The organism is Micromonospora sp. WMMD956 (assembly GCF_029626125.1).
Lineage (GTDB): Bacteria > Actinomycetota > Actinomycetes > Mycobacteriales > Micromonosporaceae > Micromonospora > Micromonospora carbonacea.
Window position 1 is genome coordinate 2,200,929 of record NZ_JARUBI010000005.1, and the last position, 19,942, is coordinate 2,220,870.

The window sequence follows — 19,942 nt, forward strand, 5'->3', positions numbered from 1 at the left end:
CAGGGGTTTCCCAGGGGTGCGGCTCTGATTACCGCTCACGTGCGCCTAGACTGGCCTCGCGCGAGGGATCAGCGGACGGCGGCCCGGCCGAGAAGACGGCACGCGCAGGCGGAGGTGCGCGATGGACGAGGTACTGGCTCGCAGCGGGATCTTCCAGGGAGTCGACCCGGAGGCTGCCGAGGCGCTCGCCAAGGAGATGGAGACGATCGAGGTCCGCAAGGGCGAGGTCGTGTTCAACGAAGGCGAGCCCGGCGACAGTCTCTACATCCTCCTGTCCGGCAAGATCAAGGTCGGTCGCCGGGCGGCCGACGGCCGGCAGAACCTGATCGCCGTGATGGGCCCGTCGGACATGGTCGGCGAGCTGTCGCTGTTCGACCCGGGCCCCCGCACCGCGACGGCCACGGCGGTGACCGACACCCGCCTCGTGCGCCTGCGCAAGCAGGCCCTGCGGCCGTGGCTCAACAACCGGCCCGAGATCGCCGAGCAGTTGCTGCGGGTGCTGGCCCGCCGGCTCCGCCGGACGAACGACTCGCTGGCCGACCTGATCTTCACCGACGTGCCGGGCCGGGTCGCGAAGAACCTGCTCCAGATGGCCGGGCGGTTCGGCACCCGCGACGGCGGCGTGCTGCGGGTGACCCACGACCTGACCCAGGAGGAGATCGCCCAGCTCGTCGGCGCCTCCCGGGAGACCGTCAACAAGGCGCTCGCCGACTTCGCCTCGCGCGGCTGGCTGCGGCTGGACGGCAAGAGCATCATCATCCTCGACCCGGAGCGCCTGGCCCGCCGCGCCCGCGTCTGAGTCGTCCCGTGCCCGCCCCGGCGGGCGTTCTGCCCGGCGGAGAATCCCTGGACGGGCAGGCGGGCCGGGGCGCACCGTGACGGGATGCTGGAACGGGTCGCTGTCCTCTCCGACGTCCACGGCGCGCTACCCCCGCTGGAGGCGGTGCTGGCCGAGCCGGACGTGGCCGCCGCCGACCTGATCGTGCTCACCGGCGACATCGCCGCCGGTCCCCAGCCCGTCGAGGTGCTGGACCTGCTCGCCGGGCTCGGCGACCGGGTCCTCTGGGTGGGCGGCAACGCCGACCGGGAACTGGTCGGGGCACGGGCCGGGCGGCCGTCCGCGATCGCGGTGTCGGACTGGGCCGCCGGGCAGCTCCGCGACGATCAGGTCGCCCGGTTGGCCGCGCTCCCGCTCACGGCGACCCTGCCGGTCGTCGGGCTGGGCGAGGTGCTGTTCTGCCACGCCACGCCCCGCGACGACGAGGAGGTCGTCCTCGTGGACTCCCGGCTGTCCCGCTGGGCCGAGGTCCTCGCCGACGTGCCGGCCGACGTCCGGACCGTGGTCTGCGGGCACACCCACATGCCGTACGCCCGGCTGGTCGACCGGCGTCTGGTGGTCAACGCGGGCAGCGTCGGCATGCCGTACGGCGGGCCGGGGGCGCACTGGGCGCTGCTCGGGCCGGGGGTGCAGCTGCGGCGTACCGCGTTCGACGTCGACGCGGCGTGCGCGCGGGTCGCGGCGGAGTCCGGCTTCCCCGACGCCGCCGGCTGGGCCGACGAATACCTCCGTTCCCGGCACAGCGACGCCGAGGCGCTGGCCGTCTTCGCCCCCCGCGACGGCCGCTGACCCGCTCCCGGGTTGGCACCCCTGCCGATTGCGCCCGGGACGGCATCCACGCGGCGGACTAGGGAGCTGAGTCGTCTGCGACATCGCCAGCTGCCCGGCGACCGGTGAGTCGTCGACGACATCAGCTCCCTAGCGGCACGGACGGCACCCGCTCCCCAGCGGGCGCGGACGACGTCAGCTCCCCGGCGGGCGCGGACGACGTCAGCTCCCCAGCGGCACGGACGGCACCCGCTCCCCAGCGGGCGCGGACGACGTCAGCTCCCCGGCGGGCACGGCTCCCCAGCGGGCGTGGACGGCACCCGCCACGAGCGCGTCCCGACCAGCGAACGCCACCCGGCACGCAAAAAAGTCAGTCTTGACTGTTTGTTTCGGCGGCGGCACGCTGACCGGGTGACCGCCGCACCGTCCCGCGTCCCGCAGCAGGAGCGCAGCCGCGCCACCCGGGCCCGGCTGCTGGAGGCGACCGTCGAGTGCCTGGTCGAGCACGGCTGGTCCGGCACGACCACCACGGTCGTGGCGGCCCGGGCCGGGGTGTCCCGGGGTGCGCAGCTGCACCACTACCCCACGAAGGCCGCCCTGGTCACCGCCGCCGTCGCGCACCTGGCCGAGCGCCGGGCCGACGAGCTGCGCACCGAGGCCGAGGCGCTGCCCGCCGGCCCGCAGCGGCTCGACCGGGTGATCGACCTGCTCGGCGCGGCGTTCACCGGCCCGCTCTTCGTCGCCGCCCTCGAACTCTGGGTCGCCGCCCGCACCGACGCCGAGCTGCGCGCCGCCCTGGTCCCCCTGGAACGGCAGGTCGGCCGGGAGATGCACCGGCTGACCGTGGCGCTGCTCGGCGTCGACGAGCGCCGCCCCGGCGTCCGCGAGGCCGTGCAGGCGACCCTCGACCTGCTGCGCGGGCTCGGGGTGGCCAACCTGCTCAGCGACGACTCGGCCCGCCGCACCGCCCTGCTCACCACCTGGAAACGCCAGCTCGCCACCCTGCTCACCCCCTGACCGGCCCGCCCCACCGGCCCACTGGAGGCACGATGGTCGACCTTACGAACCCGCGCAGCCGCCGCCTGAGCGCGCCGCTGCGGGTCGGCAACGCGTCCGGCTTCTACGGCGACCGGGCGACCGCGTGGCGGGAGATGCTCGACGGCGGCGACCTCGACGTGCTGACCGGCGACTACCTGGCCGAGCTGACCATGCTGATCCTCGGCCGGGACCGGCTGCGCGACCCCGCCCTGGGCTATGCGAAGACGTTCCTGCGTCAGCTCGAGGAGTGCCTCGGCACGGCGCTGGAGCGCGGGGTCCGGATCGTGACCAACGCCGGCGGGTTGCACCCCGCCGGGCTGGCCGCCGCGATCGGGTCGCTCGCCGACCGGCTCGGCCTCACCGCCCGCATCGGGTACGTCGAGGGCGACGCGCTGCCCCGCCCCGACGCGCTGACCGCGAACGCGTACCTGGGGGCGTTCGGGATCGCCGCGTGCCTCGACGCCGGGGCGGACGTCGTGGTGACCGGCCGGGTCACCGATGCTTCCCTGGCCGTCGGGCCGGCGATCGCCCGCTACGGCTGGGGGCGCGGCGACCTCGACGCGCTGGCCGGGGCGACCGTGGCCGGGCACCTCATCGAGTGCGGGGCGCAGGTCACCGGCGGCAACTTCAGCTTCTTCACCGAGCTGCCCGACGGCGGGCACCGCCCCGGCTTCCCGCTCGTCGAGATCCACCCGGACGGCTCCTCGGTCGTCACGAAGCACCCGGGCACGGGCGGCGCGGTCACCGTGGAGACGGTCACCGCCCAGCTGTTGTACGAGGTGGGCGGCCCCGACTACCTCGGCCCGGACGTGGTGACCCGGCTGGACACGGTCGAGCTGGCCGCCGACGGGCCCGACCGGGTGCGCGTCACCGGGGTCCGGGGCACGCCCCCGCCGCCCACCCTCAAGGTGGGGGTGAACAACCTCGGCGGGTTCCGCAACTCGATGACGTTCGTCCTGTGCGGGCTGGACATCCCGGCGAAGGCGGCCCTGGTCCGGGGCCAGCTGGAGGCGGCGGTCGGCCCGGCAGGGCTGGAGTTCGTGCTGGCCCGCACCGACCACCCGGACGCGGGCGACACGGAGGCGGCGAGCGCGCTGCTGCACGTACACCTGCGCGACGGCGACAAGGCGCGGGCCGGGCGGGCGTTCTCGGCCGCCGCCGTGGAGCTGGCGCTGGCCTCCTACCCGGGCTGCACGCTGACCACCCTGCCCGGCGACGCGACCCCGTACGGGGTGTTCACCGCCGACGCCGTGCCGCAGGACGCGGTGGAGCACGTGGCCGTCCTGCCGTCGGGCGAGCGGGTGCTGGTCGCACCCCCGCCGGTGACGTGTTTGCAGGGGCCCCCTGTACAACAGAATGCGTTAACAAGGGGCCCTTCCTTGCACCCGCAGCGCGCGGCGCAGCCGCGGCGGACGCGGCGGGGGGCGCTGGGCGAGGTGGTCGGGGCGCGCTCCGGCGACAAGGGCGGCGACGCGAACCTGGGCGTCTGGGCGCGTACCGACGCGACCTGGGCGTGGCTGCGCGGCTGGCTGACGGTCGAACGGCTGGCCGAGCTGCTGCCGGAGACCGCCCCGCTGACCGTCGAACGGCACGAGCTGCCGAACCTGCGCGCGGTGAACTTCGTGATCCGGGGGCTGCTCGGGCAGGGCGTGGCCGCGTCGACCCGGTTCGACCCGCAGGCGAAGGCGCTGGGCGAGCTGCTGCGCTCCCGCGTGGTCGACCTGCCGACGGAGGAGATGCAGCGGTGAGCACACTGGACAGCACGCTCGACCCGGCCGCGCCGGCCTTCCGGGCCAACCGGGAGGCCCTGCTGGAACGGCTCGCCGAGCTGGACGCGGCCCTCGATCAGGCTCGCGCGGGCGGCGGGGCGAAGTACGCGGCCCGCCACCACCAGCGCGGCAAGCTGCTGCCCCGGGAGCGGATCGAGCTGCTGCTCGACCCGGACAGCCCGTTCCTGGAGCTGTCGCCGGTCGCCGCGTACGGGACGGACTTCCCCGTCGGGGCCAGCGTGGTCACCGGGATCGGCGTGGTCGAGGGCGTGGAGTGCCTGGTCGTCGCCAACGATCCGACCGTGCGCGGCGGCGCGGTCAACCCGTGGTCGCTCGCGAAGACCCGGCGGGCCGGGGAGATCGCCCTGGCCAACCGGCTGCCGATGGTCAACCTGGTGGAGAGCGCCGGGGCGGACCTGCCCACCCAGGCGGAGATCTTCATCCCGGGCGGGCGGGTGTTCCGCGACCTGACCCGGCTCTCGGCCGAGGGCATCGGCACGGTCAGCGTAGTGTTCGGCAACGCCACGGCCGGCGGCGCGTACGTGCCCGGCATGTCCGACCACGTGATCATGATCCGGGACCGGTCGCAGGTCTACCTGGCCGGGCCGCCGCTGGTGAAGATGGCCACCGGCGAGGTCACCGACGACGAGTCCCTCGGCGGCGCGGCCATGCACGCCACCCGGTCGGGCCTGGCCGACTTCCTCGCCGAAGACGAGCGGGACGGCATCCGGCTGGCCCGGCAGTGCGTCCGCCGGCTCAACCGGCGCAAGCAGGGCCCGCCGCCGCGCACCGCGTTCCCCGCCCCGCCGAAGCACGACCCGGAGGAGCTGCTCGGCGTCGTCAGCGCCGACCTGAAGGTGCCGTTCGACCCGCGCGAGGTCCTCGCCCGGGTGCTCGACGGCAGCGAGTTCGACGAGTTCAAGCCCGCGTACGGGACGGCGCTGGTCACCGGGTGGGGCGAGCTGCACGGCTACCCGGTCGGGGTGCTCGCCAACGCCCGGGGCGTGCTGTTCAGCGAGGAGGCGCAGAAGGCGGCCCAGTTCATCCAGCTCGCCAATGCGGCCGACACCCCGCTGGTCTTCCTCCAGAACACCACCGGCTACATGGTCGGCACCTCCTACGAGCAGCGGGGCATCATCAAGCACGGCGCGCTGATGATCAACGCCGTGTCGAACTCGAAGGTGCCGCACCTGACGGTCAACCTGGGCGCGTCGTACGGGGCCGGCAACTACGGCATGTGCGGGCGGGCGTACGAGCCAAGGTTCCTGTTCACCTGGCCGAACGCGAAGTCGGCGGTGATGGGGCCGGCGCAGTTGGCCGGCGTGCTGTCGATCGTGGCCCGGCAGGCCGCCGCCGCCCGGGGGCAGGAGTTCGACAAGGACTCCGACGCCGCCATGCGGATGATGGTCGAGCAGCAGATCGAGTCCCAGTCGGGGGCGCTGTTCCTCTCGGGCCGGCTCTACGACGACGGGGTGATCGACCCCCGGGACACGCGTACCGTCCTCGGGCTCTGCCTGTCGGCGATCCACAGTGGACCGGTCAAGGGTGCCGACGGCTTCGGCGTCTTCCGGATGTAGGGGGCTGCTTTCATGATCACCCGACTGCTGGTGGCCAACCGGGGCGAGATCGCCCGGCGGGTCATCGCCACCTGCCGGGCGCTCGGCGTCGCCACGGTCGCCGTGCACTCCGACGCCGACGCCGACGCGCCGTTCGTCGCCGAGGCCGACCTGGCCGTACGCCTGCCGGGGAACGCGCCCGCCGAGACGTACCTGCGGATCGACCTCATCCTGGACGCGGCCCGCCGCACCGGCGCGGACGCCGTGCACCCCGGCTACGGCTTCCTCGCCGAGAACGCCGAGTTCGCGGCGGCGGTGACCGACGCGGGCCTGACCTGGGTGGGCCCGCCCGCGAAGGCGATCGCCGCGATGGGCGACAAGGTGGCGGCGAAGGCGCTGCTGGCCGACGCGGGCGTGCCGATGCTGCCCACCTGGACCGAGCCCGACGAGATCACCGACTTCCCGGTGCTGGTGAAGGCGTCCGCCGGGGGCGGCGGGCGCGGCATGCGCATCGTCGCCGACCCAGCCGCCCTCGCCGAGGCCGTCGCTTCGGCGCGGCGGGAGGCGGCGGCGGCGTTCGGCGACGGCACGGTCTTCGTCGAGCGGTACGTCGAGCGGGGCCGGCACGTCGAGGTGCAGGTCTTCGGCGACACCCACGGTGCGGTCGTGGCGCTGGGCGAGCGGGACTGCTCGATCCAGCGCCGGCACCAGAAGATCGTCGAGGAGGCCCCGGCGGTCCTGCCGGACGGGGTGCGGCAGCGGCTGCACGAGGCGGCCGTCGCCGCCGCCCGCGCGGTCGGGTACGTCGGCGCGGGCACGGTCGAGTTCCTGCTCGCCCCGGACGGGCGGTTCTTCTTCCTGGAGATGAACACCCGCCTCCAGGTGGAGCACCCGGTCACCGAGGCGGTCACCGGGCTGGACCTGGTGCGCCTGCAACTGCTGGTCGCCGAGGGGCAGCCGCTGCCGCTGGCGGCGACGCCGCAGCCCGACGGCCACGCCATCGAGGTGCGCCTGTGCGCCGAGGACCCGGCGCACGACCACCGGCCGGCGACGGGCGTCCTGCACCGGTTCGCGGTGCCGCAGGTGGCGGGCGAGTTCGCCCCGACGCGGGGGCTGCGCCTCGACTCGGGGGTGGCGGACGGCTCGACGGTCGGCGTGCACTACGACTCGATGCTGGCGAAGCTGGTCGCCTGGGCGCCGACCCGGGCGGAGGCGACCCGGCTGCTGGCCGGCGCGCTGGCCCGCGCCGAGCTGCACGGGGTGACCACCAACCGGGATCTGCTGGTCCGGGTGCTGCGCAGCCCCGCGTTCGCCGCGGCCGAGGTGGACACGGGCTTCCTCGACCGGCACCCCGACGTGTTCGCCCCGCTGCTGCCCGCCGACGAGCTGCCGCTGGCCGCCCTCGCCGCCGCGCTCGCCTCGGCCGCGGCGCGCCGGGCGGCGGCCCCGGTGCTCGCCGGGCTCCCCTCCGGCTGGCGCAACGTGCCATCGTTCCCGCAGTTCACCCGGTACGCGGGGCCGGACGGCGACGAGATCGAGGTCCGCTACCGACTGGACCGCACCGGCGCGCTCGCCGACCACTCTGTGTCCTCGGCTGTGACTCTTGTGCAGGCCGCCCCCGACCGCGTGGTCCTCGACGTCGACGGGGTGCGGCGCGCGTACGCCGTACACCGGGTGGGGTCGCAGGTCTTCGTGGACGGCCCGGACGGGGCGGCGAGCCTCACCGAGCTGCCGCGCTTCCCGCTGCCGACGGCGGAGCTGGCGGCCGGCTCGCTGCTCGCGCCGCTGCCCGGCGCGGTGGCCCGGGTGCACGTCGAGGTCGGTCAGCGGGTCGCCGCCGGTGACCTGCTGCTGACCCTGGAGGCGATGAAGCTCGAACACCCCGTGCTCGCCCCCGCCGACGGCGTGGTCGCCGAGCTGCCGGTGCCGGCCGGCGGCCAGGTCGACACCGGCGCCGTGCTGGCCGTCGTCACCACCCCCGAGGAGACAGCGTCATGAACTTCGACCTCACCGACGAGCAGGAGCAGCTCCGCGACGCCGTCCGGGCGCTGGGCCGCAAGTACGGTCACGGCTACTTCGTGGCGAAGGCGAAGTCCGGCGGGCACACCACCGAGCTGTGGGAGGAGGCCGCGCGGCTCGGCTACCTCGGCGTCAACATCCCCACGGAGTACGGCGGCGGGGGCGGCGGCATCACCGAGCTGGCCATCGTCTGCGAGGAACTGGCCGCCGCCGGCTGCCCGCTGCTGCTGCTCGTGGTCTCCCCCGCCATCGTCGCCACGATCGTCACCAGGCACGGCACCGAGGAGCAGCGCGAACGGTTCCTGCCCGCCATGGCCGACGGCACGCTGAAGGTGGTCTTCGCGATCACCGAGCCGGAGGCCGGGTCCAACTTCCACCGGCTCGGCACGGTGGCCCGCCGCGACGGCGACGACTGGCTGCTGACCGGCCGCAAGTGCTACATCTCGGGCGTCGACGAGGCACAGTACGTGCTGGTGGTGGCCCGCACCGAGGACGCGGCGACCGGCAAGCTCAAGCCGGCCCTGTTCCTCGTGCCGACCGACGCCCCCGGGCTGACCCGCTCCAAGCTGGACATGGAGATCGTCTCCCCGGAGAACCAGTTCATGCTCTACCTCGACGACGTGCGGCTGCCCGCCGACGCCCTGGTCGGCGGGTCCCTCGACGCCGGCCTGCCCGCCCTGTTCGCCGGACTCAACCCGGAGCGCATCACGGTCGCCGCGATGGGCATCGGCACCGGCCGGTACGCGATCGAACGCGCCAGCGAGTACATGGCCACCCGCAAGGTGTGGGGCGGCCGGAGCATCGGCACCCACCAGGGCGTGTCGCACCCGCTCGCGAACGCGGCCGTGCAGGTGGAACTGGCCCGCCTCATGATCTACAAGGCGGCCACCCTGTACGACGCGGGGCGCGACCTGGAGGCCGGCGTCTCCGGCAACATGGCCAAGTACGCCTCCGGCGAGGCCGCCGCGCTCGCGGTCGACACGGCGGTGCAGGCGCTGGGCGGCGCGGGCATGACCACGGAGTACGGCGTGGCAACGCTGCTGGGCGCGGTAAGAGCGGGAAGGATCGCCCCGGTAAGCCGGGAGATGATTCTCAACTTCGTGGCACAACACGTCCTGGGCCAGGACAAGTCGTACTAGCTATGGCCTGTGTCGGAGTGCGGGAGAGCTAGGACGAAGATCGTGCTCGATCCTGGAAAGAGTGGCCTCCGGCGGCGAGTATCACCACTCTTTCCCTGATCGAGCGTGGTCTTGTCCGCCCGCATCGGTGCCCCTCCGCCCAGCGGTCAGGCGGCTCAGGCCGTGAACGCGCCCGCCTTGATGGTCTTGAGGAAGGTGGCCCAGGGGGTGGGCGCGAAGTGCAGCACCGGGCCCTGCTGGTCCTTGCTGTCGCGCACCATGACGGCCTGGGAAAGCGTGGCGACCTCGACGCAGTTGCCGCCCCCATTGCTTCGCGTGCTCTTCTTCCAGGTGATCATGCTCATGCGTGTTCCTCCCCAATCGATGCGATGAGCTTGCGAGAAGCCGCTTCGGTCAGTGCCGACCTCTCCATGCCGACCCACACCTCCCCGTACGTCGCGACCTCGGCAGGCTTGTCGAGGTAGAGCGCGCCCGTGAGGCTGTCGGAGTAGACCAGTGAGGGCTCTTTCCCGCCTTCGAAGTCAAGGATCGTGAACGTTCCGCTGGTCATGTTGCCGCGATGCAGGCCCGCCGAGCAGGGCACCACCCGCACCGACACGTTGGGCTGCCGGCTGACCGTCACCAGGTGCTTCAGCTGCTCTGCGTCGACGCCGCGCCGCAGGACGGCTTCGTCAAGCAGCACGTCGAACTGTGGAGCACGGGGCGTGGTGCGGGTCAGAAGGGCCTGCCGACCGCGCCGCACAGCCACGCCACGCTGGATCTCTTCCCTGCTCATCTCCGGACGGGCCACCTCGTAGACGCGAGTGGCATAAGCCTCGGTCTGCAACAGACCTGGGATCAACTGGGCTTCAAAGGTGCGTAGACGGGTCGCAGCCGCTTCCAGTCCTACGTACAGTTCGAACCACTCCGGGATGGCGTCGCCGTAGGAGTGCCACCAGCCGCGCGCCTTCGTCTCCTTCGCGAGGCCCATCAGCGCCTCGGTGATTTCCGGTGACGCTCCGTAGAGGCGGCACATGGCCTCCACGTCCAGCGACCGCATCGACGTCGCGCCGGTCTCGATGCGCCACATCTTCGGCGTCGACCACTCCAGCGCGTCGGCCGCAGCCTTGACCGTCATGCGCGCTTCCTCGCGAAGCTGTCGCAGGTAACGCCCGAGCTGTCGCCTCGGGACCGTCGAGCCGGTATCCGTCGTCACTGGCTCTCCCTCTCCGCGACTACATGCCGGGCGACGCCTGCGCTCGACATGTAATCACCTCTCGACCACGGTGAGCAACGGAGCCTATCAGAATGAAAGCACCGCCATCGTTCATCCGAAACGTAATGTTGCTAATCGAGCCTCCATCCGGAAATCATGAGCACAGGATGTGGCGGTCGGATGACCGTGCGTGGCCCGGCCGCCACGTCCCCGCACCCGGAGGAGGCAGGGATGCGCAGACGCATCAGCTACGGCCAGTACCTCGCCGCCGTCGCGGCGACCCTCGCCCGCCGGCACCGGCCGGTCTGGTCCTGGATCAGATGGCGGTACGTCTGCAGGTGCGGCGACGAGCTGCCCTGCCGGCAGCGGCACAAGGTCCCCGTGAAGCGCTGCCACTGGCCGGGTGAACGCGGGTGAACGCGCCCGGCCCCGCCGCCCACACGCCAGAGCCCACCCTCCAGGCGGCCGGCGTGACCGAGTTCCGGGCGGGGATGGTGCTCCACGTGACCCGGGCGGCGAGCCCACAGTTCGTCCAGCCGATCTTCTTCCGGCTGATCAAGGTCCGCGAGGACTGGATCACCTACCACGGCTGGATCTGGCTGCACGGCTACCAGCTCGACGCCAGGGGCGAGGCCGTGGCGCAGCGCTCCATCTTCGTACAACCTGCGGGGTTGATCGTGCGGGCGACGCCCGTGCCAGCGACCCGCCCGGCGCGCCGCCCGACGCCGCCCCGACCGGCCGCCCGCGCGCGACAGGGCAAGAAATCGATAGATCGACAGGTATAGCATCCCTGGGCATCGCCGGTCCGTTGCCGCCCACCGGTTGCCGGACAGGCGCTGCCCCGCCTCACCAGGAGACCCCGGAGGAACGATGCACCTCAGGTTCGCCCGTACGGCAGCAGCCGTCGTCCTCGCGCTCGGTGCCGCCGTCGCGCCGGCCGCCGCCGCCAGCGCCCACCCCGACGGCGACTGGGTCAGCGTCTACCCGCCGATCCAGGGCTCCTCGACCTGGGACCGCTTCGGGCAATCCGGCCCCGCGTCCCACCACATCGTCTTCGGCAACTGGGGCTACAACAACGACTGGGCGGTGGACATCTACCGCAACCCCGGCGGCACCATCGTCTCCCCCTTCGGCTCCAAGACCGCGTCCGGCCACCCGGTCACCGTCACGGTCGTCACCGTCCGGCCGGGCTGCGCCACCGGCAACCTCGCCGACGGCGGCTACCGCATCGGGCTGGAGGCGCGGGACACCACGACCGGCCAGATCCTCGCCCGTGCGGACGTCATGCACGTCAACAACAAACCCGGCGGCATCGCCGTGGGCGCGACGGTGGGGCCGTGGACCAAGCTCGGCGAGACCGGCCGGTTCCGCTACTCCAGTTGCTACCAGGTCAACGGCGACAGCGGCGCCCACGTGCACCTTGAGGTGATCAACCAGCACCGGTACTCGTGCTACATCGCGCGCGGCGCGAACACCGGCCTCGGCGACGAGACCGTGATCGGCCGGGCCGGCGTCCACTACACGGGCCAGCGCCAGGCCTGCTGACCCGAGTTCCGCTCGCCATCTTGGTACGGGAGGGCCCCTCCGGGGGCGCTCTCGCACCAAGATCCGCCGGGCCTGCCGACGGGACGAGGCGGGTGGAACCTCGTGTTTGCTGAGATCGCGTGTTTGGCAGCACGGCAAACACGGCCTTGCAACAAACTCCGGAGTGGAGGTGAGAGCTGACGTCACCAGCCGCGGGTGCGCCACTCCTCCAGCGACGGCCGTTCCGCGCCCAGCGTGGCGTCCCGCCCATGACCCGGGTAGACCCTATTCCGCCATGATCGGAATGTAACCCGGTCAGCCGGATCCCGGGGGTGCGTCGTTGTGCATGATCGGCGTGTTCAGGTTGCCGATGCAGGCCCGTCACCGCCGGGTAGGAGCGGGACTGGCTGTCGACCACGACCCGCACGTTAACCCCCCGGTCGTACGCGGCCGACAGGTCGTTCGACACCCGCGTGAGCGTGAAGTGGTACATCGCCACCCGGATCATGGACCCGGAGGCGGCACCCTGGATCAGCCGCTGCACGTGCTCGACGATGGCGTACTGCTCACTGGCCACCGTCGGGTTGTTGAAGACCGCGCCGGAGGTCACGGCCGCGACCGCCGGCGTGGTCGGGGCCAGGAGCGCGGCGGCGGCGAGGCCGCCCGTGACGATCAACCCGATGGTGCGACGCAGAAGCATGAGGACTCCTCGGTGGCAGGGCGGCCGGCTACCCGGCCGTCGCGAACCGGAACGCCCAGCATGCCTACGCTGCGCGCATTCTCCACAACCCCCCGCGACCATTTTCGACACTGGCGACGGACCCCTCCATCACCGAGGCGTGACGCAGCGCAACCATCTCACCCGACGCCACCACCCCGGCGAACCCCTTTGCTCTGCACCCACATACGCAACGAATCACCCAGCGTAACCCGCCGCCACACCTCCCCGCATACCCGTCCGCAAGTACGACCAGCTCAGGGCAGGTGTTGCGGATAGGGGTGCAGAGCAAAGGGGACGGGAGGCGTCTGGCGAGGTCGAAGGGCCGCGACGAAGAGTCAGATCAACCGCGCAGCGGACCCGGGCCGCGCAGCTATCACGCACCGTGATCGGTGCCCGGCGAGTCCAGGGGTCCGCAGTGGCGTGGCCTCGGCCGGCATACTGGGGGCGTGCGGGACTACCGCGAGTTCGCGCAGGCGGTGGAACGGCTGTACGCCGCCTTCGCCCACCGCCCGCTGCCACCCGACATGACCGCCTGCGAGCACTGTGTCGACCCGGCCGACGTGGCGCTCTTCGCGCGTACGCCGCTGCGGGAGCTGACGCCGGACCAACTCGGCACGTACCTGATGAACCCGGGCACCTGGGGGGACGGGACGGAGCTGCCGCACCTGGTGCCCCGCCTGCTGGAGGCGTACGCCACCGGGGAGATGGAGCACTGGCTCTGGCCGGACGCCGTGACGCGCCGGGTCGGCGAGCAGTGGCTGGCGTGGCCGGCCGGGGAGCGGGACGCCGTCGAGCAGTTCGCCCGCGTCTGGTGGCGGCTGACCCTCGCCGCGTTCCCGTCCGTCACGCCCGCCTGGGACCTGCTGACGGCGGTCGCGGAGCTGGGGGTCGACGTCGGGCCCTACCTGGCCGGGTTCGCCGACGGGCCGGGCGACGGCCCGGCCCGGCACCTGGCCGAGGTCATCGGGAGCTGGTCGTCCGGCGGTTCCCTGCCCGACGGCGCGGAGGAGTCGATGCGACGTTGGCTGGCCGGACCGACGCCGGTCGACGTGCTGTGGACAGCCGTGGGCACCTCGGGCAGCCCGGAGGTCGTCGCCGAACTGACCGACGCCGCCGAGCACGTCCACCTGCTCCGGGGGAGACAGGTCAGCCGGTGACCCGGCAGGCGGCGTCGATGCGGTGCACCGGGCGGACCCGCCGCCCCAGCGCCTCCAGCAGCGAGTCCTCCACGTGGAAGTCGCGCACCCGCAGCCGGTGCCGGGGCAGCTCGCCCTCGCTCGGGCAGAGCACCTGCGCCGTCACCTGGTCGATCGGCACGTACCGGACGCCGCCGTGCTCCTGGAGCAGCACCATGCTCACGTCGTCCACGACGACGACGTGCCCGCGCACGTCCTCCGTGGTGTCGGGCGCGGTCTGCACGGTGGTGACGGTCAGCGGCAGCACCGGCGTGCTGATCACCGGCAGCGCCGCCCAGACCAGCATGGCCAGCACGGCGGCCTGGGTGATGGAGGCCAGCGGCCGGATCACCGCGCCGGGCAGCGGGCCGGCGATGGCGAGCGCGAGCACCGGCGGCACCACGAACAGCGCCACGACCAGCGTCTCGCCCTGCCGCCAGGCGTCGAGCAGGGTCGGCGCGAGCAGGAACAGCCAGCCGCCGAGCAGGGCCGCGACGATGAGCACCCGCGCCACGACCAGTTCGTGCAGCCGCTCGGGCCGGAGCTGGAACGCCGCGGCGAACGCGGGCAGCAGCAGCGGCAGGTAGAGGATCTGCCAGGTGGTCAGGGCGAGCAGGAAGCTGGTCAGCACGAACCAGGTCGGGGTGAGGTCCGCCCAGCGGGCGAAGAGCGGACGGCGGTGCCCGGGGAGCCGGTCGACGCTGACGCCGAGCACCGCGCCGAGGGCGAACACCGCGACCAGCCCGGTGGCGAGCAGCCGGGCGGCCGTGGTGAGGAACCCGGCGAGCAGGTTGACCGGCCCGACGTTGGCGACCAGCAGCAGGGTGGTCTGGAGTTCGCCGCCGGCCTCCACGCCGAGCCGCAGCACGGAGAAGACGGCGGGCACGGCCACCACGACGGCCCAGAACGACTGGCTGGCGCGCGCCCGACGCTCGGCCGCGCCGGCACCGGAGGCCGAACCGGAACCCGAACCGGGGGCGGAACCGGAGACGGGGGCAGGGACCGAGGCGGGGGCGGGGGCGGGCGCGTCGTCGCCTGCGGCGGCGACCGGTGCGGTCATGAGGGGCGGACCTTGTCGTCGAAGTCGACCAGCTCCGGGACGTCCAGCGTCGGCGGCTGGGTCTTCGGCTGCCGCAGCCACGGCCCGAGGGTCCGGTGGTACGCGGTGAGCCAGGGGCTGGTCTGCCCGCTGCGCCCCTGCTGGTAGCTCTTGTCGAGGAAGAACGCGACGAGGTCGCGCAGCGCCGGGTCGCTGATCGGCACCCCGACGCCGATCTGTTCGCTGGTGCCGAAGGGCATGTCGACGATCGTGAAGTCCTTCGGGTGCCGGGAGAGGAACCCGGCGAGGATGGTCTCGTCGGAGCTGACCGCGTCGTACCGCCCCGCGAGGATGCCCTCGACGCAGTCGCCGACCTCCTTGACCACGAACACCCGGATCTGGTGCCTGCCCAGCTCGGCCTCGGTGGTCGAGCCGCCGCTGGTGCACACCTTGTAGCGGGGGTCGCGCAGGTCCTCGATGGTGCGGATGTTGTCCCGGAGCCGGTTGGGGACCATCGCCTCCTGGGTGGTCACCAGGTACGGGCCGGCGAAGCTGACCAGCTTCGCGCGCTCCTCGGTCATCGAGAAGGTGGAGACCACCAGGTCGACCAACCCGCCCTGGAGGGCGGGGATCCGGTCCTCGGTGGACACCGGCACCCACTCGATCCGGTGGTCGCCCGCGTAGCCGAGCTGGGCGGCGACGTACCGGGCGATCTCGATGTCGAACCCGGTGTAGGCGCCGTCGCGCAGTTCGCCCATCAGCGGGCCGGTCGTGGAGACGCCGATTTTGATCGTCGGCTGGCCGTAGATGTGCGTCTCGCGCAGCTTGTCGTTGACGGACGGGATCCGGGGCTCCTGCCGGCTGTCGCAGCCGGCGGCAGCCGCGAGCACCAGGGTCAGTGCGACCGCCAGGGTGGTGGCGACGGAGCGGACCCGGGAACGGGGGAGGAACTGGTTCATCGGCGACCTCGCTGACCCGTGCAACTGCGGGACACCGACAGTAGCCAAACGGATCCATTCCCGTGGTCGGTGATCCGACGGCCCGGGGGTACGGCGGACGCCCGATCGCCCGCCGTGCCCCCGGGTGTCCTCAGCGGACGGTCAGCGTGCCGACCGCCGGCAGCGGGGCGACCACCGGGGGCAGCCGCTTCGGCTCGCCGCGGGCCGGCGCGGCCCGCCGGGCCAGGTCGTCCTTCGTCGCGGTGACCCGGGTGTCGGCCGCACCGGCGGCCGGCTCGGCGAAGGGCTGGACGTCGCCGACGCAGACCTTGCCCTCGGCCGGCAGCGTCCCGTCGATCAGGTACGCCTCGATGGCGCCCGTCGCGCACGCCGAGGTGCCGTACGCGGTGTGGCCCCAGTTGTCGCTGCTGAGCAGGCGGCTGTTCGGCAGCAGCGCCGCCGAGGCGACCGCGCCCCGGTAGTTGGTCGCCGGGTCCCAGTAGTTGCCGACCACCAGCACCGGGGCGCTGGTGCGCCTGTCGAACGGCCCGGAGTAGGCATCCTCGTCCCGCACCGTCCAGGTGCCGCGGGCGCACGGCGCGGTGGCCCAGGCCCAGATCCGGCCGAAGTAGGGCGCCCGCGCGTCCTGCTTCGCGGCCAGCGCCGGCCACGAGCCGGCGTCCTTCGGGTGGTACGCGTCGGTGCAGTCCACCCCGAGGAAGGTCTCCAGGCTGTTGTCGTACGGGAAGTCGTACCCGCGGCGGGCCTGCCGGGTGGCGGCGGTGGCGGCGCGGCGGGCGAGCGCCGTGCGGGCCTGGGCGCGGCGGGCCGCCGGGGCCGCCGTCGGGTCGGTGAGCACCAGCAGGTCGGCGGTCATCCCGACGATGTCGTCGTAGCCGTACGGGGCGTAGAGGTCGTTCAGCATCGCGCCGACGTAGTCGGCGTAGCTGACCGTGTACGTCTCCCCGGTCTCCGGGTCGTCGAACACCAGGGGCTTCCTGCGCAGCCGCGTCGCCACGGTCTCGACGGCGGCGACGGGGTCACCGGCGGCGAGCGCGCAGGTCTGCGGGCCGGCGGAGGCGCAGCGCCTCAGGATCTCCCGCAGCGCCGTGTACGCGCCGTCGGCGCTGGCCAGCCGGCTCTCCTGGAGCTGGTTGCGGGCCTTGCCCCGCCCCACCCACGCGTTCGGGTCGAGCACGCCGTCGACGACGATCGCGCGGACCCGGTCGGGGAACATGTTGGCGTAGTACTGCCCGAGGGCGGTGCCGTAGCTGAAGCCGAGGTAGCTCAGCTTCGGGTCGCCGACGGCCCGGCGCAGCACCTCCATGTCCCGGGCCACCTCGGCCGTCGACATCGCGCCGGTGAGCGGCTTGCCGGTGCCGGAGCACGCCCTGCCGATCGCCTTCGACGAGGCGACGTACGCCTGCTCCTCGGCCTTCGTCCACGGGAAGGCCACGTTCAGCCCGGCGTACGCCTTGGTCTGCTCCTTGACCGACGGGAAGCACCTGACGTTCTCGCTGGCCGCGACGCCGCGCGGGTCGACGCCGACGATGTCGAACCGGTCGAGCAGGTCGTCGCCGAGGAAGTACGGCGCGGCGAGGGCCAGGTCGGTGCCGGAGCCGCCGGGGCCGCCCGGGTTGACGAAGAGGCTGCCGATCCGGTTCTTCTGGTCGCGCGCCTTGACCCGCAGCACCGCCACCTCGGTGGTGGCGCCCTTCGGCTTGTCGTAGTCGAGCGGGAGCCGCACGGTCGCGCACTCGGCGGTGCCGTAGCAGGCGTACCAGTCGAGCTTCGGCGTCGGCACGCTGTCGACGCGCCTGGCCTCGACGGGGTCGGTCCGGTCCGAGGTGGCCGGACGACCGAAGCCGGCGGCGGGCGGTGCCGCGCCGGCCGGCGCGACGGCCGTTCCGGCGAGGACGATCCCCGCGATTCCTGCTGCGGCGAGAGACCGGGTTGTTCGGGGCATTCGGCTGCCTTCCGGTGGGCTACAGAACGTGTCGGGGCAACCCCGACTCTCGTCACTCTAGGGACCCGGGCCCACGACCAGCGCCCGCAAAATGCCTGGGAAAAAGTCATTTCTCCGACTGATGTAACGAATTTTGCCACTTCGACGCTGCGGCTTCACCCGTCCACTGGGGAGCGCGGGCGGGCCGGGCCGGGCGGACGGGCGACGACCCGGCGACCCGGCCGGGTGGACACCCGCGCGGGGGCGGTGACCGGGGCCGACGGTTGACAGGGCGGTCGGCTCCGCCATCCTTGACGGGTGACCCGAATCCTTCGGCCCGATGTGCCCGTCGTGGCGGTCGCCGCGTCGCTGGCGGCGGTCGCCCTGCTGGTGGCGCTGGTCTGGTGGCAGCCGCGCAGCATCGTGGCGGTGGTGCTCGCCCTGCTCTGCGTCCTGTTCGTGATGATCGCCGGGGTGTCGGTGACGGAGGGGCGGCACCGCCGCGAGGAGGCCCGCGAACGCGGGGGCGACGAACCGGCGCAGTGGCCGGGGCAACCCGCCGCCCGGCTCAGCGACGTCGACGCCGACACCCTGGAGGCGCTGGACAGCCGCGACCTGCGGGCCATGCGGGAACGCCGGCAGGGCGCGAGCGGGTTCAGCGACCGGTGAGGGTCGGCTCGTACAACCCGTCGACGCCGCGCCCGGCCAGGCACCGGAACGTGCGGTCCGGGCCGTCCGCCGCCGGCGGCAGCACCTCCAGCCGCCAACCGCTGGTGTACGCGATCCCGCTGGTCAGCCGGAACGTCACCGGACTGCACACCTGACGCACCTGCGGGTCGGCGGCCACCTCGTCGTGCGCGGCGTCGACCAGGGCGGCCGGCAGCTCCCCCTCGGCGTAGGCCTCCCAGGTGTGCCGGCCGTCGCAGGGCAGTCGGGGCGCGTCCGCCCGGGTGCCGCGCACCCGCATCGGCCCGTAGCACTGCAACTCGGCGACGCACCGCGCGCCCGCCGGCAGCTCGGCCGGGCCCGCCGACCCGGATACGCAGCCCGGCAGCGCCCCCCACCTGCTGGCCGTCGTCGTGCCGCCCACCGTGACGACGGGGGTGGGCGTCGGCGTGGCGGGCGCGCTCCCGGCGACCCAGGCCCCGGCGCTCGCCGAGGCGGCCAGCGCGAGCGCCCCCGCGCCGCCGAGGAACCAGCGCCGCCGCCACCGACGCCCGGGCGTCACGGGCTCGGTGGGGTGGTCGTGCGTCACCGGGGGGCGCGGGACGGGACGGGACGGCTGGCCGGTGCCGTAGAGGCCGCCTGAGGTGGACGGGCCCCCGGTGACGCCGGGCTGGCTGGTGCCGTAGAGGCTCCCGGACGTGGACGGGCTGCCGGTGGTGGTGCCGGTCGGGCCGCCGGACGTGGGGCCGCCGGAGATCGGGGCGCCGCTGACGGGCGCGCTGACCGGGTCGAGCGGCAGGGCGGCGAGCAGGCCGCGCAGCTCGATGGCGGACGGGCGGGCCCCCGGGTCGTTCGACATGCCGAACCGCAGCACGTCGACCAGTTCCTCCGGCACCCCGGGCAGCCCGGGGATCGGCTGGTGGAACATCTCCAGCACGGTGACCAGGCTGGGGCTGCGCTCGGACTGCCAGCGCGGCGGGCGGCCGAACATGACGGCGTAGAGGGTGGCGCAGAGCGAGTAGACGTCGACGGCCGGCGACGGCGGGCTGTGGTTGAACATCTCCGGCGGCGCGTAGGCCGGGGTGAGCACCTCCAGGGTCACCGTCGGGTCGCGCACCTCGCCCAGCACGGCGAGCCCGAAGTCGGCCAGCACCGCCGGGTTGAAGTGCGAGTACAGGATGTTCGCCGGCTTGACGTCGCGGTGCAGCACGCCGTTGGCGTGCGAGTGGGCGAGCGCGTCGGCGATCTTCACGCCGAGGTCGCGGGTCTCCGCCGGGCCCAGGGGCGAGGTGCGCATCCGCTCGGCGTAGGACCCGTCGCAGAGCTCCATGATCAGGTAGGGGTGCCGGTCGACGGTGACGCCGACGTCGAAGAGGTCCACCACGTGCGGGTGCGACGACATCCTCCCGGCGGCCCGCGCCTCACGCAGGAAGCGGGCCTGGTCCCGCTCGTTGTCCAGGGTGCGGTTCTCGACCTTGACCGCGACCTCCCGCCCGACGGAGATCTGGGTGGCCCGGTAGACGGTCGCGTAGCCGCCCCGGGCAAATACCTCCAGATCGGTCAGACCAGGCACGATGGGCAGCCGCAGGGCGCCGGGCGGGGTGTCGGTCAC

18 protein-coding genes and 1 pseudogene are annotated in these 19,942 nt (G+C 73.3%); 12 read left to right on the forward strand and 7 right to left on the reverse strand.

Annotated features, from left to right (window positions below; genetic code table 11):
* The first annotated feature begins 121 nt into the window (after positions 1-121).
* The 7 genes from O7628_RS10160 (at position 122) to O7628_RS10190 (ending at position 9,127) form a co-directional block, all read left to right on the forward strand.
* Complete coding sequence (locus O7628_RS10160; protein ID WP_007073398.1) at positions 122-799, forward strand: Crp/Fnr family transcriptional regulator; 678 nt, start codon at positions 122-124, stop codon at positions 797-799.
* 84 nt (positions 800-883) lie between these two features.
* Complete coding sequence (locus O7628_RS10165) at positions 884-1,627, forward strand: metallophosphoesterase family protein (protein ID WP_278129865.1); 744 nt, start codon at positions 884-886, stop codon at positions 1,625-1,627.
* A 390-nt stretch (positions 1,628-2,017) separates the two neighbouring features.
* Complete coding sequence (locus tag O7628_RS10170) at positions 2,018-2,623, forward strand: TetR/AcrR family transcriptional regulator (protein WP_278129866.1); 606 nt, start codon at positions 2,018-2,020, stop codon at positions 2,621-2,623.
* A gap of 65 nt (positions 2,624-2,688) precedes the next feature.
* Positions 2,689-4,392, forward strand: a complete 1,704-nt coding sequence (locus O7628_RS10175) for an acyclic terpene utilization AtuA family protein (RefSeq protein ID WP_278136276.1) — start codon at positions 2,689-2,691, stop codon at positions 4,390-4,392.
* Positions 4,389-5,990 (forward strand): carboxyl transferase domain-containing protein, encoded by a 1,602-nt coding sequence (locus tag O7628_RS10180; RefSeq protein WP_278129868.1) that lies wholly within the window; start codon positions 4,389-4,391, stop codon positions 5,988-5,990. Before O7628_RS10175 ends, O7628_RS10180 begins: the two co-directional genes overlap by 4 nt.
* A 12-nt stretch (positions 5,991-6,002) precedes the next feature.
* Positions 6,003-7,967 carry a biotin carboxylase N-terminal domain-containing protein gene (locus O7628_RS10185; RefSeq protein ID WP_278129870.1) on the forward strand — a complete coding sequence of 655 codons (1,965 nt, stop codon included), beginning with the start codon at positions 6,003-6,005 and terminating at the stop codon, positions 7,965-7,967.
* The gene (locus O7628_RS10190) at positions 7,964-9,127 is read left to right on the forward strand and encodes an acyl-CoA dehydrogenase (protein ID WP_278129871.1); all 1,164 of its coding nucleotides are present in this window, start codon (positions 7,964-7,966) and stop codon (positions 9,125-9,127) included. Before O7628_RS10185 ends, O7628_RS10190 begins: the two co-directional genes overlap by 4 nt.
* Positions 9,128-9,282: 155 nt before the next feature.
* On the opposite strand, the gene O7628_RS10195 is transcribed toward O7628_RS10190, so the two are convergent.
* Together O7628_RS10195 and O7628_RS10200 are read right to left on the reverse strand one after the other, a co-directional pair.
* Positions 9,283-9,471 (reverse strand): DUF397 domain-containing protein, encoded by a 189-nt coding sequence (locus tag O7628_RS10195; RefSeq protein ID WP_278129872.1) that lies wholly within the window; start codon positions 9,469-9,471, stop codon positions 9,283-9,285.
* Positions 9,468-10,322 carry a helix-turn-helix transcriptional regulator gene (locus O7628_RS10200; RefSeq protein ID WP_278129874.1) on the reverse strand — a complete coding sequence of 285 codons (855 nt, stop codon included), beginning with the start codon at positions 10,320-10,322 and terminating at the stop codon, positions 9,468-9,470. Before O7628_RS10200 ends, O7628_RS10195 begins: the two co-directional genes overlap by 4 nt.
* A gap of 231 nt (positions 10,323-10,553) precedes the next feature.
* Between O7628_RS10200 and O7628_RS10205 the strand changes: the two genes are divergently transcribed.
* From O7628_RS10205 to O7628_RS10215, 3 genes are all read left to right on the forward strand, one after another.
* Entirely contained in the window at positions 10,554-10,739 is a 186-nt protein-coding gene (locus O7628_RS10205) for a hypothetical protein (RefSeq protein ID WP_278129876.1), read from the forward strand.
* A gap of 74 nt (positions 10,740-10,813) precedes the next feature.
* Positions 10,814-11,107, forward strand: a complete 294-nt coding sequence (locus tag O7628_RS10210; RefSeq protein ID WP_278136277.1) for a hypothetical protein — start codon at positions 10,814-10,816, stop codon at positions 11,105-11,107.
* An 85-nt stretch (positions 11,108-11,192) separates the two neighbouring features.
* The gene (locus tag O7628_RS10215) at positions 11,193-11,867 is read left to right on the forward strand and encodes a hypothetical protein (RefSeq protein ID WP_278129877.1); all 675 of its coding nucleotides are present in this window, start codon (positions 11,193-11,195) and stop codon (positions 11,865-11,867) included.
* A gap of 182 nt (positions 11,868-12,049) precedes the next feature.
* Here the strand turns inward: O7628_RS10215 and O7628_RS10220 are convergent.
* Positions 12,050-12,130: pseudogene (locus O7628_RS10220) on the reverse strand (MBL fold metallo-hydrolase); the annotation flags it as partial.
* An 883-nt stretch (positions 12,131-13,013) separates the two neighbouring features.
* Here O7628_RS10220 and O7628_RS10225 point away from each other — a divergent pair.
* Positions 13,014-13,724 (forward strand): hypothetical protein, encoded by a 711-nt coding sequence (locus O7628_RS10225; RefSeq protein WP_278129878.1) that lies wholly within the window; start codon positions 13,014-13,016, stop codon positions 13,722-13,724.
* On the opposite strand, the gene O7628_RS10230 is transcribed toward O7628_RS10225, so the two are convergent.
* The 3 genes from O7628_RS10230 to O7628_RS10240 all read right to left on the reverse strand — a co-directional run bounded on the left by O7628_RS10230 (position 13,714) and on the right by O7628_RS10240 (position 17,685).
* The gene (locus tag O7628_RS10230) at positions 13,714-14,802 is read right to left on the reverse strand and encodes a hypothetical protein (protein WP_278129879.1); all 1,089 of its coding nucleotides are present in this window, start codon (positions 14,800-14,802) and stop codon (positions 13,714-13,716) included. The genes O7628_RS10225 and O7628_RS10230 overlap by 11 nt on opposite strands.
* Positions 14,799-15,740, reverse strand: a complete 942-nt coding sequence (locus tag O7628_RS10235; RefSeq protein WP_074472233.1) for a transporter substrate-binding domain-containing protein — start codon at positions 15,738-15,740, stop codon at positions 14,799-14,801. Before O7628_RS10235 ends, O7628_RS10230 begins: the two co-directional genes overlap by 4 nt.
* A gap of 130 nt (positions 15,741-15,870) precedes the next feature.
* Positions 15,871-17,685 (reverse strand): alpha/beta hydrolase, encoded by a 1,815-nt coding sequence (locus O7628_RS10240; protein WP_278129882.1) that lies wholly within the window; start codon positions 17,683-17,685, stop codon positions 15,871-15,873.
* 297 nt (positions 17,686-17,982) lie between these two features.
* On the opposite strand from O7628_RS10240, the gene O7628_RS10245 reads away from it, so the two are divergent.
* Positions 17,983-18,333, forward strand: a complete 351-nt coding sequence (locus O7628_RS10245; protein WP_278129884.1) for a hypothetical protein — start codon at positions 17,983-17,985, stop codon at positions 18,331-18,333.
* On the opposite strand, the gene O7628_RS10250 is transcribed toward O7628_RS10245, so the two are convergent.
* The gene (locus O7628_RS10250) at positions 18,320-19,942 is read right to left on the reverse strand and encodes a serine/threonine-protein kinase (RefSeq protein WP_278129886.1); all 1,623 of its coding nucleotides are present in this window, start codon (positions 19,940-19,942) and stop codon (positions 18,320-18,322) included. The two genes, O7628_RS10245 and O7628_RS10250, sit on opposite strands and share 14 nt — an antisense overlap.

Coding starts and splice junctions, on each gene's coding strand:
- O7628_RS10195 (WP_278129872.1), bottom strand. CDS start 9,471: ATGAGCATGATCACCTGGAAGAAGAGCACGCGAAGCAATGGGGGCGGC.
- O7628_RS10240 (WP_278129882.1), bottom strand. CDS start 17,685: ATGCCCCGAACAACCCGGTCTCTCGCCGCAGCAGGAATCGCGGGGATC.
- O7628_RS10190 (WP_278129871.1), top strand. CDS start 7,964: ATGAACTTCGACCTCACCGACGAGCAGGAGCAGCTCCGCGACGCCGTC.
- O7628_RS10185 (WP_278129870.1), top strand. CDS start 6,003: ATGATCACCCGACTGCTGGTGGCCAACCGGGGCGAGATCGCCCGGCGG.
- O7628_RS10160 (WP_007073398.1), top strand. CDS start 122: ATGGACGAGGTACTGGCTCGCAGCGGGATCTTCCAGGGAGTCGACCCG.
- O7628_RS10165 (WP_278129865.1), top strand. CDS start 884: ATGCTGGAACGGGTCGCTGTCCTCTCCGACGTCCACGGCGCGCTACCC.
- O7628_RS10215 (WP_278129877.1), top strand. CDS start 11,193: ATGCACCTCAGGTTCGCCCGTACGGCAGCAGCCGTCGTCCTCGCGCTC.
- O7628_RS10230 (WP_278129879.1), bottom strand. CDS start 14,802: ATGACCGCACCGGTCGCCGCCGCAGGCGACGACGCGCCCGCCCCCGCC.
- O7628_RS10210 (WP_278136277.1), top strand. CDS start 10,814: ATGGTGCTCCACGTGACCCGGGCGGCGAGCCCACAGTTCGTCCAGCCG.
- O7628_RS10205 (WP_278129876.1), top strand. CDS start 10,554: ATGCGCAGACGCATCAGCTACGGCCAGTACCTCGCCGCCGTCGCGGCG.
- O7628_RS10235 (WP_074472233.1), bottom strand. CDS start 15,740: ATGAACCAGTTCCTCCCCCGTTCCCGGGTCCGCTCCGTCGCCACCACC.